The sequence below is a fragment of the Pseudomonas sp. B5(2017) genome (assembly GCF_002112825.1).
Classification (GTDB): domain Bacteria; phylum Pseudomonadota; class Gammaproteobacteria; order Pseudomonadales; family Pseudomonadaceae; genus Aquipseudomonas; species Aquipseudomonas putida_Z.
On sequence record NZ_NEIR01000006.1, the window covers coordinates 105,202 to 120,655 of the forward strand.

At 63.8% G+C, this 15,454-nt stretch carries 16 protein-coding genes; 10 read left to right on the forward strand and 6 right to left on the reverse strand.

The genetic code is table 11. The annotated features are described in order from the left end of the window. The first annotated feature begins 41 nt into the window (after positions 1-41). From pstA to CAG00_RS10920, 5 genes are all read left to right on the forward strand, one after another. Positions 42-1,658 carry a phosphate ABC transporter permease PstA gene (gene pstA / locus CAG00_RS10900; protein ID WP_176240879.1) on the forward strand — a complete coding sequence of 539 codons (1,617 nt, stop codon included), beginning with the start codon at positions 42-44 and terminating at the stop codon, positions 1,656-1,658. 72 nt (positions 1,659-1,730) lie between these two features. Beyond that, positions 1,731-2,564, forward strand: coding sequence for a phosphate ABC transporter ATP-binding protein PstB (gene pstB / locus CAG00_RS10905; RefSeq protein WP_003258171.1), 834 nt, complete (start codon positions 1,731-1,733; stop codon positions 2,562-2,564). Between the two features lie 168 nt (positions 2,565-2,732). Then, positions 2,733-3,503 carry a phosphate signaling complex protein PhoU gene (gene phoU, locus CAG00_RS10910; protein WP_013974818.1) on the forward strand — a complete coding sequence of 257 codons (771 nt, stop codon included), beginning with the start codon at positions 2,733-2,735 and terminating at the stop codon, positions 3,501-3,503. Positions 3,504-3,667: 164 nt separating this feature from the next. Next, on the forward strand, positions 3,668-4,564 hold the full coding sequence (locus CAG00_RS10915; protein ID WP_025341128.1) for a response regulator: 897 nt from the start codon (positions 3,668-3,670) through the stop codon (positions 4,562-4,564). Between the two features lie 198 nt (positions 4,565-4,762). Then, the gene (locus CAG00_RS10920; RefSeq protein WP_013974816.1) at positions 4,763-5,659 is read left to right on the forward strand and encodes a M23 family metallopeptidase; all 897 of its coding nucleotides are present in this window, start codon (positions 4,763-4,765) and stop codon (positions 5,657-5,659) included. A gap of 117 nt (positions 5,660-5,776) precedes the next feature. Here the strand turns inward: CAG00_RS10920 and CAG00_RS10925 are convergent, their stop codons facing one another. The 3 genes from CAG00_RS10925 to phoB all read right to left on the reverse strand — a co-directional run bounded on the left by CAG00_RS10925 (position 5,777) and on the right by phoB (position 9,392). Continuing rightward, positions 5,777-7,117 (reverse strand): hemolysin family protein, encoded by a 1,341-nt coding sequence (locus CAG00_RS10925; protein ID WP_013974815.1) that lies wholly within the window; start codon positions 7,115-7,117, stop codon positions 5,777-5,779. 229 nt (positions 7,118-7,346) lie between these two features. Then, positions 7,347-8,654, reverse strand: coding sequence for a phosphate regulon sensor histidine kinase PhoR (phoR, locus tag CAG00_RS10930; RefSeq protein ID WP_025341127.1), 1,308 nt, complete (start codon positions 8,652-8,654; stop codon positions 7,347-7,349). A gap of 48 nt (positions 8,655-8,702) precedes the next feature. Further along, positions 8,703-9,392: a phosphate regulon transcriptional regulator PhoB gene (gene phoB / locus CAG00_RS10935; RefSeq protein WP_003253341.1), complete on the reverse strand. Its 690-nt coding sequence runs from the start codon at positions 9,390-9,392 to the stop codon at positions 8,703-8,705. A gap of 172 nt (positions 9,393-9,564) precedes the next feature. Between phoB and CAG00_RS10940 the strand changes: the two genes are divergently transcribed. After that, positions 9,565-9,936: a hypothetical protein gene (locus CAG00_RS10940; protein ID WP_085664261.1), complete on the forward strand. Its 372-nt coding sequence runs from the start codon at positions 9,565-9,567 to the stop codon at positions 9,934-9,936. 117 nt (positions 9,937-10,053) lie between these two features. Here the strand turns inward: CAG00_RS10940 and ubiA are convergent, their stop codons facing one another. Together ubiA and CAG00_RS10950 are read right to left on the reverse strand one after the other, a co-directional pair. Then, complete coding sequence (gene ubiA, locus CAG00_RS10945; protein WP_085664262.1) at positions 10,054-10,944, reverse strand: 4-hydroxybenzoate octaprenyltransferase; 891 nt, start codon at positions 10,942-10,944, stop codon at positions 10,054-10,056. Further along, a complete protein-coding gene (locus CAG00_RS10950) occupies positions 10,944-11,501 on the reverse strand; it encodes a chorismate lyase (protein WP_085615968.1) in 558 nt (185 codons plus the stop codon). The genes ubiA and CAG00_RS10950 overlap by 1 nt, the downstream gene beginning before the upstream one ends. A 169-nt stretch (positions 11,502-11,670) precedes the next feature. Here CAG00_RS10950 and CAG00_RS10955 point away from each other — a divergent pair, with 169 nt between their 5' ends. The 4 genes from CAG00_RS10955 to CAG00_RS10970 all read left to right on the forward strand — a co-directional run bounded on the left by CAG00_RS10955 (position 11,671) and on the right by CAG00_RS10970 (position 14,012). Continuing rightward, positions 11,671-11,838, forward strand: a complete 168-nt coding sequence (locus CAG00_RS10955; protein WP_003253349.1) for a rubredoxin — start codon at positions 11,671-11,673, stop codon at positions 11,836-11,838. Positions 11,839-11,854: 16 nt separating this feature from the next. Then, a complete protein-coding gene (locus CAG00_RS10960) occupies positions 11,855-13,003 on the forward strand; it encodes an NAD(P)/FAD-dependent oxidoreductase (RefSeq protein WP_085588827.1) in 1,149 nt (382 codons plus the stop codon). Between the two features lie 186 nt (positions 13,004-13,189). Beyond that, complete coding sequence (locus CAG00_RS10965) at positions 13,190-13,489, forward strand: HU family DNA-binding protein (RefSeq protein WP_013974808.1); 300 nt, start codon at positions 13,190-13,192, stop codon at positions 13,487-13,489. Positions 13,490-13,637: 148 nt separating this feature from the next. After that, on the forward strand, positions 13,638-14,012 hold the full coding sequence (locus tag CAG00_RS10970) for an SCP2 sterol-binding domain-containing protein (RefSeq protein ID WP_025341122.1): 375 nt from the start codon (positions 13,638-13,640) through the stop codon (positions 14,010-14,012). A 34-nt stretch (positions 14,013-14,046) separates the two neighbouring features. Here CAG00_RS10970 and CAG00_RS10975 read toward each other — a convergent pair whose 3' ends face one another. Further along, a complete protein-coding gene (locus CAG00_RS10975; protein ID WP_075046765.1) occupies positions 14,047-15,450 on the reverse strand; it encodes an aminoacyl-tRNA deacylase and HDOD domain-containing protein in 1,404 nt (467 codons plus the stop codon). Positions 15,451-15,454 lie beyond the last annotated feature (4 nt).

A 15,454-nucleotide genomic window follows, 5' to 3' on the forward strand; every position in this document is an offset into this window, starting at 1 on the left:
CCCTCAAAGGCTGGTTCAAGAGCGGCGCCCCAGGCGTCTGGATGAGCGGCGGCGCGGTGGCCATGGCAGTGATCATGACCGTTGGCCTGCTGGCGGTGATTGCCGTGCGCGGCCTGGGCCACTTCTGGCCGGCCGATCTTGTCCAGGCCACCTACAAGGTGCCGGGCCAGGCCGACCACGTCGTCATTGGCGAAGTGGTGCAAAAGGAAGAAGTACCCCGTGCCCGCCTGAAGGGCGCCGGCCTGCCAGTGCCTGACCAAGGCCCGGAGTTCATGACCCGTGAGCTGATCAAGGTGGGCAACCGCGATCTCAACGGCAGCGACTTCACCTGGGTGGTCGGCGACTGGCTGGTCGACGAAAAGCACCCGGCCGACCTGATCGCCCTGGAGCGTCGCGAGTGGGGCAACTTCTACGGCTACCTGGTCAGCGTCAAGGAAGAAGGCCGCGTGGTCGCCGAAGGTGCTGCCGCCTGGGCCGAGCTGCAGGCCCGCCTCAAGCGCGCCAACCAGCTCAACAGCGAACTGCAAAGCCTCGAGAAGAAAGACATCGGCGCCATCAACCATGGCCTCGAGCGCCTGCGTCTGCAGGCGCGCAAGCTGGAGCTGGACGGCAAGCTGGACGCCGCTGCCCAGGCCGACATGGACGCCGAGCGCGCCGAGCTGAACAGCCGCTACAAGGCCATCGAAGACCGCCTGACCGGCCTGCACCAGGCCTTCGCTCGCGACAGCCTGGTGGCCCGCGATGGCAACGGCCGTGAAGTGGAAATCAACCTCAGCAAGGTGGTGCACGCCATCCAGCCGAACGCCATGTCGGGGTTCACCAAGCTGGGGGCCTACTTCACCAAGGTCTGGGAGTTCCTCAGCGACGACCCGCGTGAAGCCAACACCGAGGGCGGTATCTTCCCGGCCATCTTCGGTACCGTGATGATGACCCTGATCATGGCCGTGATCGTCACCCCGTTCGGTGTGCTGGCTGCCGTGTACCTGCGCGAATACGCCAGACAGGGCCCGGTGACCCGCCTGATCCGCATCGCGGTGAACAACCTGGCCGGTGTACCGGCGATCGTCTACGGCGTGTTCGGCCTGGGCTTCTTCGTCTATGTGCTGGGTGGCTCGATCGACCGCCTGTTCTTCCCCGAAGCACTGCCGGCGCCAACCCTGGGTACCCCGGGCCTGCTGTGGGCATCTTTGACCCTGGCGCTGCTGGCCGTGCCGGTGGTGATCGTGGCCACCGAGGAAGGCCTGGCGCGTATCCCGCGTACCGTGCGCGAAGGCTCGCTGGCCCTGGGCGCGACCAAGGCCGAGACCCTGTGGAAGATCGTCCTGCCAATGGCCAGCCCGGCGATGATGACCGGCATGATCCTCGCCGTGGCCCGCGCCGCCGGTGAAGTGGCACCGCTGATGCTGGTAGGTGTGGTAAAGCTGGCCCCGTCGCTGCCGGTGGACGGGAACTACCCGTACCTGCACCTGGACCAGAAGATCATGCACCTGGGCTTCCACATCTATGACGTCGGCTTCCAGAGCCCCAACGTCGAGGCCGCGCGGCCGCTGGTATATGCCACGGCGTTGCTGCTGGTGCTGGTGATTGCGGCCCTCAACCTCTCGGCCGTGTGGATCCGTAACCACCTGCGCGAGAAGTACAAGGCCCTCGACAGCTGATCCTGATTGCAAGCGTGCCGCCCGTGAGCCGGGCGGCCCTTTGAAACGAATTGTTAGCGTATGGAGTTGACCATGCAGCAAGAATCCCATACCCACGGCATCGACATGTCTGCCCTGGGCCGCGACAAGCAGAGCCTGCGCCTGGCCGAAGAAACCGTAGCCATCGAAGTGCCGGGCCTGAGCCTGTTCTACGGCGACAAACAAGCGCTGTTCGACGTGCAGATGAACATCCCCAAGCAGCGCGTGACCGCCTTCATCGGCCCGTCCGGCTGCGGCAAGTCGACCCTGCTGCGCACCTTCAACCGCATGAACGACCTGGTTGACGGCTGCCGCGTGGAAGGCGCCATCAACCTGTACGGCAACAACATCTACCGCAAGGGCGAAGACGTGGCCGAGCTGCGCCGCCGTGTGGGCATGGTGTTCCAGAAGCCCAACCCGTTCCCCAAGACCATCTACGAAAACGTGGTCTACGGCCTGCGCATCCAGGGCATCAACAAGAAGCGCGTGCTCGACGAAGCGGTCGAGTGGGCGCTGAAGGGTGCGGCCCTGTGGGACGAGGTCAAGGACCGCCTGCACGACTCGGCACTGGGCCTGTCCGGTGGCCAGCAGCAGCGTCTGGTCATCGCCCGTACCATCGCCGTGGAGCCGGAAGTGCTGCTGCTCGACGAACCGTGCTCGGCACTGGATCCGATCTCGACGCTGAAAGTCGAGGAGCTGATCTACGAATTGAAATCCAAGTACACCATCGTCATCGTGACCCACAACATGCAGCAGGCGGCCCGTGTTTCGGACTACACCGCGTTCATGTACATGGGCAAACTGGTCGAATTCGGGGATACCGACACCCTGTTCACCAACCCGGCGAAGAAGCAGACCGAAGACTACATCACCGGTCGCTACGGCTGATCGCCGCTCCGGATAGGTACCTGGCCCCTGTGGGAGCGGGTTTACCCGCGAAGCAGGCGCCGCGGTGTCTGGCACCGGCTTCGCCGGTGTTCGCGGGTAAACCCGCTCCCACAGACCAGGGAACGAGACGAACAAATTGAAGCTTGCAGCTTCTTCGCGGAGCGAACGATGATCAACAAAGAAAGCCTTACGCATCACATTTCCCAGCAGTTCAACGCCGAGCTCGAAGAGGTGCGTAGCCACCTGCTGGCCATGGGCGGCCTGGTCGAAAAGCAGGTCAACGACGCAGTCACTGCGCTGATCGAAGCCGACTCGGGCCTGGCCCAGCAAGTGCGCGAAGTCGACGAGCAGATCAACCAGATGGAGCGCAACATCGACGAGGAGTGCCTGCGCATCCTCGCCCGTCGTCAGCCGGCGGCCTCCGACCTGCGCCTGATCATCAGCATCTCCAAGTCGGTGATCGACCTGGAGCGCATCGGTGACGAGTCGACCAAGATCGCCCGTCGCGCCATCCAGCTGTGCGAGGAAGGCGAGTCGCCGCGCGGCTATGTCGAGGTGCGTCACATCGGCGATCAGGTACGCAACATGGTCCGCGACGCGCTGGACGCCTTTGCCCGCTTCGACGCCGACCTGGCGCTGTCGGTGGCCCAGTACGACAAGACCATCGACCGTGAATACAAGACCGCCCTGCGTGAGCTGGTGACCTACATGATGGAAGACCCGCGCTCGATCTCGCGGGTACTGAGCGTTATCTGGGTCCTGCGTTCGCTGGAGCGTATCGGCGACCATGCGCGCAACATCTCCGAGCTGGTGATCTACCTGGTGCGCGGCACCGACGTGCGTCACATGGGCCTCAAGCGCATGACGGCAGAAGTGCAGGGCACTGCTGTTTCCGACGGCGAAAACGCTAATGTTCCGGCCGAACCTGACGATAAGTAAGGTTGCTCCCGAGCATCGACGCCCGGCCTTGGCCGGGCGTTTTCGTTTGCGGTCGAGGAGCCGGCAGGCACCCGCGAACGATGTGAAGAAGTCCCGGCGTGACCAGGTTGTAGCAAGTGGCCATTATTCGGCGGTAGGCTAGTCGGGATTCAGAAGGAGTATCGATGAGTAAAGTGAATGTGCTGGTCGTGGATGACGCCCCGTTTATCCGTGACCTGGTCCGCAAATGCCTGCGCAATGCCTTCCCGGGCATGACCATCGACGACGCCGTCAACGGTCGCAAGGCCATGGCCATGCTGGGCAAGGAAGCGTTCGACCTGGTTCTGTGCGACTGGGAGATGCCGGAAATGTCCGGTCTGGAACTGCTCACCTGGTGCCGCCAGCAGCCTGAGTTGAAGAACCTGCAGTTCATCATGGTGACCAGCCGTGGCGACAAGGAAAACGTCATCCAGGCGATTCAGGCGGGCGTTTCCGATTTTGTCGGCAAGCCGTTCACCAACGAGCAATTGCTGACCAAGGTGAAAAAGGCCCTGACCAAGATCGGCAAGCTCGACAGCCTGATGGCCAGCGGCCCGGCACGGGTCAACTCGGCGTTCGCCAATGACTCGCTGAATGCGCTGACCGCCGGCAAGCCTGAAGCGGTGAAGGTCACGGCGCCAGCGCCGGCACCTGCACTCGCCAGGCCAGTGGCCAATGCCCCCCGGCCCGCCGCTCCCGCGCCGACCGGCCGTGGCCAGGGCCAGTTGCGCCTGGCCGGCGGCATGCAGCCATGCGTGATCAAGGCGCTGAGCCTGAAAGAGGCCCTGCTGGTGGTGCGCCGTGGCGAAGCGCTGCCCCAAGTGCTGGAAGGCGCGGTGCTGGACCTGGAGCAGGGCGAGAACGCCGAAGTCGCGCGCCTGAACGGCTACCTGCATGCCGTCGCGGCACTGGAACCCAAGCCCGACAGTGACTGGTTGCAACTGACCTTCAAGTTCGTCGACCAGGATGCCCAGAAGCTCGACTACCTGTCGCGGCTGATTGCCCGCGGGACGGCGCAGAAGCATTTCACCCCGGGCGCCTGAGTAATGACTACTGGCCCCATTGCCGGCAAGCCAGCTCCCACAGGTACAGCGTCAACCTCTGGCCTTGTGCATTTCCTGTGGGAGCTGGCTTGCCGGCGATGGGGCCAGTCCTGTTGACGCCATCCGACCAACTGTCATACCCGCCGCAAAACCCCCTGCTAGGCTTCGACAAATCATAACTGTCAAAAAGCCACTATCATGCCCGCCCGCCTGCTGCTGTTCTGTGCATTGCTCATGGCCTCGGCGTCGAGCCTGGGCATGACTATCTACGAGATCACCGATGATGGCCGTGTGACCTCCTATTCCGACCGGCCCGGCCCCGGTGCCAAAACCTTTGTGCGGCGCGTACCCATGGTCGAAGTGCCCGAAGGCCAGGTGCTGCTGAACGCGATAACCTTCAACGGTGGCGTGAGCTTTTCGGCCCGCAACCAGCTGCATGTGCCGGTGGAGGTAGAGCTGCGCCTGGACAACCTGGTGAACGCACAAGGTGGCAATGCCCCGCGTACCGTGCGCCGGGTACTGCCGCCGCGCACCACGCAAATGCTCAGCGTGCTCAGGGGGCGTCCCGGGATGTTGCTGAACTACCGCTCGACCCTGCTGCAGGCCATGGGCGACCCGGGCAAGCGGCCCCAGGGCTTCCGCTATGCATTCCCCTGGATTGGCGGGCCGTTCCGCGTGACCCAGGGCCCCAATGGCCGGGTCAGCCATTTTGGGCCCAAGGGGCGTTATGCCATGGATATCGCCATGCCCGAAGGCACCACCATCATCGCGGCGCGGGAAGGGGTGGTGGTGAAGACGGAGAACAGCCAGAGCGGGCGCGGCCCCAACCCGTCGGGCAATTTCGTCAGGATCCTGCACCCGGACGGCACCATGGGTGTGTACCTGCACCTGATGCGCGGTTCGGTGGTGGTGGCAGAGGGGCAACGGGTGCGGCAGGGGCAGATGCTGGCCAAGTCGGGCAATACCGGCAACAGCACCGGGCCGCACCTGCATTTCGTGGTGCAGCGCAATGTGGGGTTGGCGCTGGAGTCGATACCTTATCGGTTCGACAGGCCGATCGGAGGGTTGCCTGACTTCACTGCGGGTAACCCTTGAGATTTTTGGGGCCGCTTTGCGGCCCCATCGCGACACAAGGCCGCTCCTACAGGGATACGCGAACCCCTGTAGGAGCGGCCTTGCGTCGCGAAGGGCTGCAAAGCAGCCCCCTGGCCCTCAATCCAGCTTGAGCACCTTGGCCAGCACGATCTTCGGCCCTTTCATCTTCTTGATGATGATGCGCAGCCCTTCGACCTCCAGCACTTCCTCTTCTTCAGGCACGCGCTTGAGCGTCTCGTAGACCAGCCCGGCGAGGGTTTCTGCTTCGATATGGTCAAGGTCGACGCCCAGCAGGCGCTCGACCTTGAACAGCGGCGTGTCGCCACGCACCAGCAGCTTGCCCGGCTGGTAGGCGAGGATGCCGCGCTCGGTCTTGCGGTGCTCGTCCTGGATGTCGCCCACCAGCACTTCCAGCACGTCTTCCATGGTCAGGTAGCCAATCACCTTGCCATCGGCTTCCTCCACCAGCACGAAGTGCGCGCCACCCTTGCGGAACTGCTCCAGCAACTGCGCCAGCGGCATGTGCCGCGACACGCGCTCCAGTGGCCGTGCCAGGTCGTCGAGGTCGATGGTTTCGGGCAGGTGCTCGAGTTCGGCCAGCTCCAGCAGCAGGTCCTTGATGTGCAGCAGGCCGGTGAATTCTTCACGCTCGGCGTCGTACACCGGGTAGCGGCTGAACTTGTGGCGGCGCACCAGGGCCAGGATCTGCTTCAACGGCGCATGGGCGTCGATGCTGACCATGTCCTCGCGCGAGTTGGCCCAGTCGACCACCTCCAGCTCGCCCATTTCCACGGCCGAGGCCAGCACGCGCATGCCTTGGTCGCTCGGGTCCTGGCCACGGCTGGAGTGCAGGATCAGCTTGAGCTCTTCACGGCTGTAGTGGTGCTCGTGGTGTGGGCCGGGCTCACCCTGGCCGGCAATGCGCAGGATGGTGTTGGCGCTGGCATTGAGCAGGTAGATGGCCGGGTACATCACCCAGTAGAACAGGTACAGCGGCACGGCGGTCCACAGCGACAGCAGCTCGGGCTTGCGGATGGCCCAGGACTTGGGCGCCAGCTCGCCGACCACGATGTGCAGGTACGAGATGACGAAGAAGGCGACGAAGAACGAGATGGCCTTGATCAGCTCGGGCGTGTCCACGCCCAGGTAGGCCAGCAGCGGCTCGAGCAGGTGGGCGAACGCCGGTTCACCGACCCAGCCCAGGCCCAGCGAGGCGAGGGTGATGCCCAGCTGGCAGGCCGACAGGTAGGCGTCGAGCTGGTTGTGTACCTTGCGCAGGATACTGCCACGCCAGCCATGCAGCTCGGCGATGGACTCGACGCGGGTGGCGCGCAGCTTGACCATGGCGAACTCGGCGGCAACGAAGAAGCCGTTGAGCAGCACCAGGAGCAAGGCAAAGATGATCATGCCGAAATCGGCGAATAACGAGGTGAGGCTGATACCAGGGGAAGGGTCCATGATGGAGTTTTTACGGGGTCCGTCTTCGAAATAGAGAGAAAAAAAGTGCCAGCTCTTGCTGGCACAGGGGGTCCAATGTAGCGGCTGGGGCCGTAAAAGCAAAGGGCGATGGATTCTTTGGGGGCGCTTTGCGCCCCATCGCGACACAAGGCCGCTCCTACAGGAGACCGCGATCCCGTGTAGGAGCGGCCTTGTGTCGCGATGGGCTGCAAAGCAGCCCCCGAGGCCCTCAAGCCTTGCCGTTGGCCAATTGTGCCGGCGCGAAGTGACAGGTAAAGGTACTGCCATGCCCCGGCACGCTGCTGATCTCCAGCTTGCCGCGGTGGCGCATCAGCACATGCTTGACGATCGCCAGCCCCAGCCCGGTGCCGCCGGTATTCGACGCACGGCTGGAATCGACCCGATAGAAGCGCTCGGTCAGGCGTGGCAGGTGCTTGGCATCGATGCCCACCCCCGAGTCCTGCACCGACAGGTGCGCGCCCTGGGCATCGGCCCACCAGCGAATACGGATGCTGCCTTCGTCCTGGGTGTACTTGACCGCATTGAACACCAGGTTGGAAAAGGCACTGCGCAGCTCCGACTCGCTGCCCTTCAACTGCACGCCAGGCGCGGCTTCCAGGGTGATGCGCTGGTTGCGGGGCCCGGACAGGGCCTGGGCGTCGTTCTTGATCGCGGCAAGCAAGGCATCGACCGCCACTGGCTGGTTGTCCGACGGGTAGTCGGTGGCCTCCAGCTTGGCCAGCAGCAGCAGGTCGTTGAGCAGTGTCTGCATGCGCGAGCCTTGCTGGCTCATCTGCTGCAGGGCTCGGCCCCAGCGCGGGTTCACGTCTTCGACGTTGTCCAGCAGGGTTTCCAGGTAGCCGGTGATCACCGTCAGCGGCGTGCGCAGCTCGTGGGACACGTTGGCGACGAAGTCCTTGCGCATCTGCTCCAGCTGGTGGATGCGGGTAACATCGCGCACCAGCATCAGGTGCTCGTTGTTGCCGTAGCGGGTGATGTGCAGCTGCACGCGCATACGGTCGTTGATCGGCGAGGGGATTTCCAGCGGCTCGAGGTAGTTCTCCGCCTCGAAGTATTCCTTGAAGCGCGGGTGGCGCACCAGGTTGGTCACCTGCTGGCCGCCGTCCTGTGGGGTCTTGAAGCCCAGCAGGGTCTCGGCGGCGCGGTTCCACCATTCCAGGTTGCCGTCGCTGTCCAGCATGATCACCGCGTCACGCAGCGCGGCGGTAGACTCCTGCACCCGGTCGATTACCGCCTGCAGGCGGCCGCGCACGCGCTGGTCGCGGCGTTGCAGGTGGTAGATGCTGTCGAACACTTCGCCCCACAGGCCGTAGCCATCGGGTGGTGCTTCGTCGGGTTGGTGGTTGCGCAGCCAGTCATGCAGGCGCAGCAGTTGCTTGAGGGTCCAGCCCAGGTAGAGCGCCAGGCCGATGGCCAGGCTCCAGCCATAGTAGCCGCTGACCAGCCCGCCGATCAGGCAGACGGTAATCAGCAGCAGCAGGTGGCGAATCAGGGTCGCGTGCCAGTTCTGGTTCAATTGACGGTCCTTGTACAACGACGTGCAGCTTGGCGCTTTTCAGCTCGATCAGCTCTTGGTCGAGAAGCGGTAGCCGGTGCCCCGGACGGTTTGTACCAGATTTTCGTAGGCTTCACCCAGCGCCTTGCGCAGGCGGCGGATGTGTACGTCGACGGTGCGCTCTTCGACATAGACGTTACCGCCCCACACCTGGTCCAGCAGCTGGCCACGGGTGTAGGCGCGCTCCTGGTGGGTCATGAAGAACTGCAGCAGGCGGTATTCGGTAGGGCCCATCTCGGCCGGCTTGCCGTCGATGGTCACGCGGTGGCTGATCGGGTCGAGCAGCAGGCCGCCGACTTCGATCGGTGCCTCGCTATCGCTCGGGCCAGTGCGGCGCAGCACGGCTTTCAGGCGGGCGACCAGTTCACGCGGCGAGAACGGCTTGGTGATGTAGTCGTCGGCGCCCACTTCCAGGCCCTGGATCTTGTTGTCCTCTTCACCCTTGGCGGTGAGCATGATGATCGGGATGTCGCCGGTCAGTTCGTCGCGCTTGAGGCGGCGGGCCAGTTCGATGCCGGAGGTGCCCGGCAGCATCCAGTCGAGCAGGATCAGGTCCGGTTTGCGGTCGACGATGATCGCGTGGGCCTGTTGGGAGTTTTCCGCTTCCAGGCAGTCATAACCGGCCATTTCCAGGGCAACGGCGATCATCTCGCGAATTGGTGCTTCGTCGTCGACGATCAGAATGTTCCTGCCAACCATGCTCAAAACCTCTCCTGGATACGGTGTCTTGGCCCGCATTAGATAACGGAATTATTGCAGCTGTGTGACAGGGTGTTGGCCGTTCTGGCGACATTCCATGACTGAACTAGGCTTGAAAGGGCCGTAGTTGTGGCAACCAGAACTCAATCCCCCCGAAACAATGGTGAATCCAATGACACGACAAACGCTGAGCTGGATGGCCCTTTTCACTGCGCTGGCGCTCCCGTGGGTGGCCTTGGCCGACCATGCGATGGAGAAGGGCGGGATGTTGGTCGATCATGCCGGCATGACCCTGTACACCTTCGACAAGGATGCGGGCGGCAAGTCGATGTGCAATGGCGAATGCGCCACCAACTGGCCGCCGCTGATGGTCAAGGCCAATGACGAACCGGCCAAGGACAAGTGGACAGTGGTGATGCGCGATGACGGCAGCAAGCAGTGGGCCTATGACGGCAAGCCGCTGTACACCTTCATCAAGGACAAGAAGGCCGGCGATATGACCGGTGACGGCATGAAGGACGTCTGGCACGTTGCCAAGCCTTGAGATTGCCGGGGCCGCTTTGCGGCCCTCTCGCGACACAAGGCCGCTCCTACAGGAATGCGCGATCCCCTGTAGGAGCGGCCTTGTGTCGCGATGGGCTGCAAGGCAGCCCCAGAATCCTCAGCGCAACGCGTAATCCAGCACCACCCCGATGAACACCAGCATCCCCGCCCAGTGATTGTGCAGAAACGCCTTGAAGCACGACTCCCGGTCCAGTTTGCGCGTCGCCCAGTACTCCCAGGCAAAGCACGCCGCCGCGCCCAGCAGCCCCAGGTGGAACCAGTCACCCAGCTCGAAGCGGCTGCCGGCCAGCAACAGGCAGCCCAGCGACAGCAGCTGCAAGGTCAGGATGATGGTGCGGTCGGCGTCGCCGAACAGGATAGCGGTCGACTTCACGCCTATCTTCAGGTCGTCATCACGGTCGACCATGGCGTAGTAGGTGTCGTAGCCCACCGTCCACAGCAGGTTGGCGATATACAGCAGCCAGGCGCTGGCCGGCAGCTCGCCACCCGCTGCGGTGAAGGCCATGGGAATGCCCCAGGAATACGCCGCCCCCAGCACCACCTGCGGGTAATAGGTGTAGCGCTTCATGAACGGGTAGCAGAACGCCAGTGCCACCGCACCGAACGACAGCCAAACCGTGCGGCTGTTGGTACACAGCACCAGCAGGAAGCTCACTCCGACCAGGATGGCGAACAGCGCCAGTGCTTCGCGCGGGCGGACCCGGCCGCTGGCCAGTGGGCGGTCGGCGGTACGTTTGACGTGGCCGTCCACCTTGCGGTCGGCAAAGTCGTTGATGCAGCAACCTGCAGCGCGCATCAGCACCACACCTAGGCCGAAGATCAGCACGTTGGCCAGGGTTGGTGAACCGTTGCCGGCAATCCACACCGCCGACAAGGTCGGCCACAGCAGCAGGTAGATACCAATCGGCCGGTCCATGCGGCTGAGCTGGACGAAGTCCCAGGCCCGCGGGTGCAGGCGGTTGAGCGACTTGAGCAGTTGCAGGTACATCAGCGGTTTTCCTCCTTGGCCGCTTGCCACAATGCTGGCAGAAACACCTCTGCCACCAGCAGGTCCAGGCCGCCACGTTCGAAGCGCGAACGGCGGCCCCACAGCGCCGCGTGGGCGGCTTCACCCGGCAGCCAGGCCTGTGGATAACTGCACACCTCGATGGGGTGGCGGATGAATGCCTGGTCACAGAACAGCAACTCGCCCAGCGAACGGCTGCCCAGGGTTTCCAGGTCCAGCCCGCCGCGCTCCAGGGCGCTGCGGCTGGCGACGCTGCGGGCGAACACCCAGGGTTGGCCATGGCCGCGCAGGTAAACCTCGCGCACCCAGCCTTCGGCGCCAGCGGCGATGCCCAGTGCCTGGCATTCGTCATCGCGCAGCGGCTGCCAGCCCTCGAACAGCGGGGTGACGGAGAAGTGATCGTTGGACAGGCGGGTCAGGCGGCGGGTCAGCGAGCCCTCGTCGAACAGCCAGTCAAGGGTGGGCTGGTCGAGATCGGTCGCCAGCTGTGAATACGGCAGCCACGCGACAGCGGCTGCTTGCGGGGATTCGTACGACACGTCGGTCTGCTTGTTACAACCAGAGAGGCGGCGAGCTTAGCATGATTGCCCCGACTGCTTGCATACTGCTGGCAGGGCCGCTACAAAGCCCCACGAATTGCGCGCTGGTCTCTTCGCGGGCATCAGCAGCAACACAAAGCTCCAGCCTGAACCGAGGAAACCCACCCCCATGAAAAAGTGGCAATGTATTGTCTGTGGCCTGATCTACGACGAAGCCGAAGGCTGGCCAGACGACGGCATCGCCCCCGGCACCCGCTGGGAAGACGTGCCTGAAGACTGGCTGTGCCCCGACTGCGGCGTGGGCAAGAGCGACTTTGAAATGATCTCCATCGGCTAATCGAGGAAAGCACGACATGACGTCCCCTGTGGTAATCATCGGTACCGGCCTTGCGGGCTACAACCTGGCCCGTGAATTTCGCAAGCTCGATGCGCAGACGCCGCTGCTGCTGATCACCGCCGATGACGGTCGTTCCTACTCCAAGCCCATGCTGTCCACCGGCTTTGCCAAGCAGAAGGACGCCGACGGCCTGTGCATGGCCGAGCCGGGCGCCATGGCCGAGCAACTGAATGCCGAGATTCGCACCCATACCCGCATCAGCGGCATCGACCCGGGCCACAAGCGTTTGTGGATAGGTGAAGAGGCGGTGGAATACCGCGACCTGGTGCTGGCCTGGGGCGCGCAGACGGTGCAGGTGCCGATCGAAGGTGATGGCGGCGATCGAGTGTTCCCGATCAACGACCTGGAAGACTACGCGCGCTTCCGTGCCGCCGCCGTCGGCAAACAGCGCGTGCTGATCCTCGGTGCCGGCCTGATCGGCTGCGAATTCGCCAACGACATGAGCCTGGGCGGCTTCCAGGTCGATGTGGTGGCGCCGTGCGAGCAAGTCATGCCGACCCTGCTGCACCCGGCCGCTGCCACTGCCGTGCAGGCCGGGCTGGAAGGCCTGGGCGTGCGTTTTCACCTCGGCCCGGTACTGACCCGCCTGCAGCAGGTGGCCCAGGGGCTGGAGGCGCACCTGTCCGACGGCAGCGTGATCGCCTGCGACCTGGTGGTTTCGGCCATCGGCCTGCGCCCGCGCACCGACCTGGCCGCAGCCGCTGGCCTGCAGACCAACCGCGGCGTTTGCGTGGACCGCCAGTTGCGCACGTCCCACGCGAACATATTCGCCCTTGGCGACTGTGCCGAAGTCGATGGCATCAACCTGCTCTATGTGATGCCGCTGATGAGCTGTGCCCGGGCTCTGGCGCAAACCCTGGCCGGCAAGCCGACAACGGTCGCCTACGGGCCGATGCCGATCACCGTGAAAACCCCGGCCTGCCCGCTGGTGGTCTCGCCGCCGCCCCAGGGCCACGAAGGCACCTGGCAGGTAGAAGGGCAGGGCAGTGACCTCAAGGTGCTCTGCCTTGATGCAGAGGGCAAGCTGCTGGGCTACGCCCTCACCGGGGCGGCCGTGATGGAAAAGCTGGCCCTGAATCGCCAGCTGCCGGCCGTGATGGCGTAAATAGCTGGCGTTCTGTCGGATTTATCCTGTTGTTGCTTGCACAATGGCCGCCCAGATACTGGCGCGGCCCCTGTGCACGTGCCATCCTCACTTCCGTCTGCCGCAGATTAGAGCCTGCGGTGCCTTGAGCGCTGCTCCCAGGGCAGCACGGCATAACAACAAGAATTCCGTCAAAGAGGCTTCACTATGCGCAAACCAGAACTCGCCGCCGTCATCGCCGAAAAGGCCGATCTGACCAAGGAAAAGGCCAATCAGGTTTTGAACGCGATTCTCGACAGCATCACGGGTGCCCTGGACAAGGACACTGTGACCCTGGTCGGTTTCGGCACCTTCGAAAAACGTCATCGCGGTGCGCGTACCGGCAAGAACCCGCAAACCGGTGAACCGGTCAAGATCAAGGCCAGCAATACCGTGGCTTTCAAGCCAGGCAAGAACCTGCGCGACAGCGTCAACGCCCCCGTCAAGCCGGCCAAGAAAGGCAAGTGATCGCTCCCTGACAACCCCAGTGTCAGCCAAGCGGGCGCCCCAGGGCGCCCGTTGTGCTTTCTGCAGGCAAAATGTTTCGAACTTGCATAAATAGTTTCGGAAAAGGATAGACTGCGCGCCTTAGTCACTTTTAATTCGAGGCGCGTTGATGAAGTTCCGCTTTCTTCTCTGGGCCATGGGGCTGTTGATGGCCAGGGCCAGCCGCAACAACCCGGCATTCCAGCAGCAGCTCAAAGGCAAGGACTTGGTGTTCCAGATGCAGACCCTGGACGGCAAGGTCGCCCGGCACTTCATCGTCAACAACGAACGCGTCAGCAGCAAGGGCGGTGCGCACCCGCAGCCGGCGTTCGCCATTGCCTTCAAGGACGCCGCCTATGGCTTCGCCACCATGCAGGCAGGAAACAAGCAGTTGGCGTTCATGCAGGGGATCCAGGACAAGCATATCCAGATCAAGGGCAACCCGGCGCTGGTGATGTGGTTCCAGGGGTTGATGAAGTACCTGAAGCCGAAGAAGAAGGGCTGAAATTGTAGGGGCCGCAAAGCGGCCCCATTTGATATCAGTGAGGTGTGTGGAACTGCGAAGCCAGCTCACGCAGCAGGCTCTCTGCCTCGAGCACCTTGTTCACCACATCCTCGGCCTTGTCCCGGGTAATCCCCAGCCGCTCCAGCAACTCGTCTGGAATCTCCTGCTGCGGCCCCGAGCCAATCCCCCGCGAGCGCAGCAGGCGGGTGGCCAGGCACACCAGGTTGGGGAACGCCGAAAACTCGCCTTCATAGGCCGGGTCGTGCTGGAAGCGCAGCGCGGTGGACAGTTCTTCCGGCATGTCCCACAGCTTCATCAACCAGGCACCGATCTGCTCGCGGCTGATGCCCAGCAGGTGTTGTTCCACGTAGGTGTGGCACAGATGCGGGTTGACCTCCAGGTGGCGGCAGATCAGCGAGAAGTGCGGCGGGAAAACGTGCGCCAACAGCAGGTAGCCAAAGTTGTGCAGCAGCCCGGCCAGGTAGGTGAGGCCGGCCTCGGGGCGCTCGGCCCGTGGCATGGCGCGGGTCAGGCCTTCGATGATCGCGGCGGTGTAGATCGACTGCTGCCAGTACGGCGTGGCTTGCTGCGGGTGGTCTTTCGGCAGGCTCAGGGTCTTGCCCAGCGCCAGGCCCAGGGCCAGGTTGATCACCAGGTCGAAGCCCAGCACACGCACGATGGCATCTTCTACCGAGCGGATCTTGCCAGGTGAGGCGTAGTAGGGCGATGCCGCCCAGCTCACCACCTGTGCTGCCAGCGCCGGGTCGGTTTCGACCACGCCGGTGATATCGTCGATGCTGGCGTTGGGGTCTACCCGCAGCTTGATGATCTTTTGCGCGGTGTCGGCCAGCGGCGGAATTTCGATGGTTTCTTCCAGGCGCTTCTGGATGCGCCGGGCAGTGAAGGCCTGGACGGCGTTGGTGATTTCCCGGGTGTCATCATCGGGGCGGTCGAGGTTGGGGCTGATGGCCTCGACTTCCTGGCCGAAGCTGCTGGCGCTGGCCTTGACCAGCATGCGCTTGAAGTGCGCGCGTTCGATTTCCAGCAGCAGGCCGGCTTCGCCAGACTGGATAAACACTTTATCGGCGTCGAGCAGGCTCTTTTCGTACTGGCAGGGCGAGCTGGTCAGCGCCGGGATGCCCGGCAGGGCCTTGAGCTGGTGCTTGTCCAGCATCTGCTTCAGGCGCGGCACCGACACCGCGGTGAGCTTGCGCCCGGTCAGTTCGGCGAGGCGGTTGAGGTCCAGCAGCTGGCTCTGCGGGAACAGCACCATCAGGGCGCCGACCTCGTCGTCGAGCAGCACGGCCTGTACCCGCGACGCTGCCGGCAGGTGCGGATGTTCGACCACCTCGCGGTAGGCCACGCCGAGTTTGTCGAGCAGCAGCCGGATGACCGAGGGAGCGTGTGGGGTTGCGGTGTCCAAGGCAACTTCAGTCATGGTC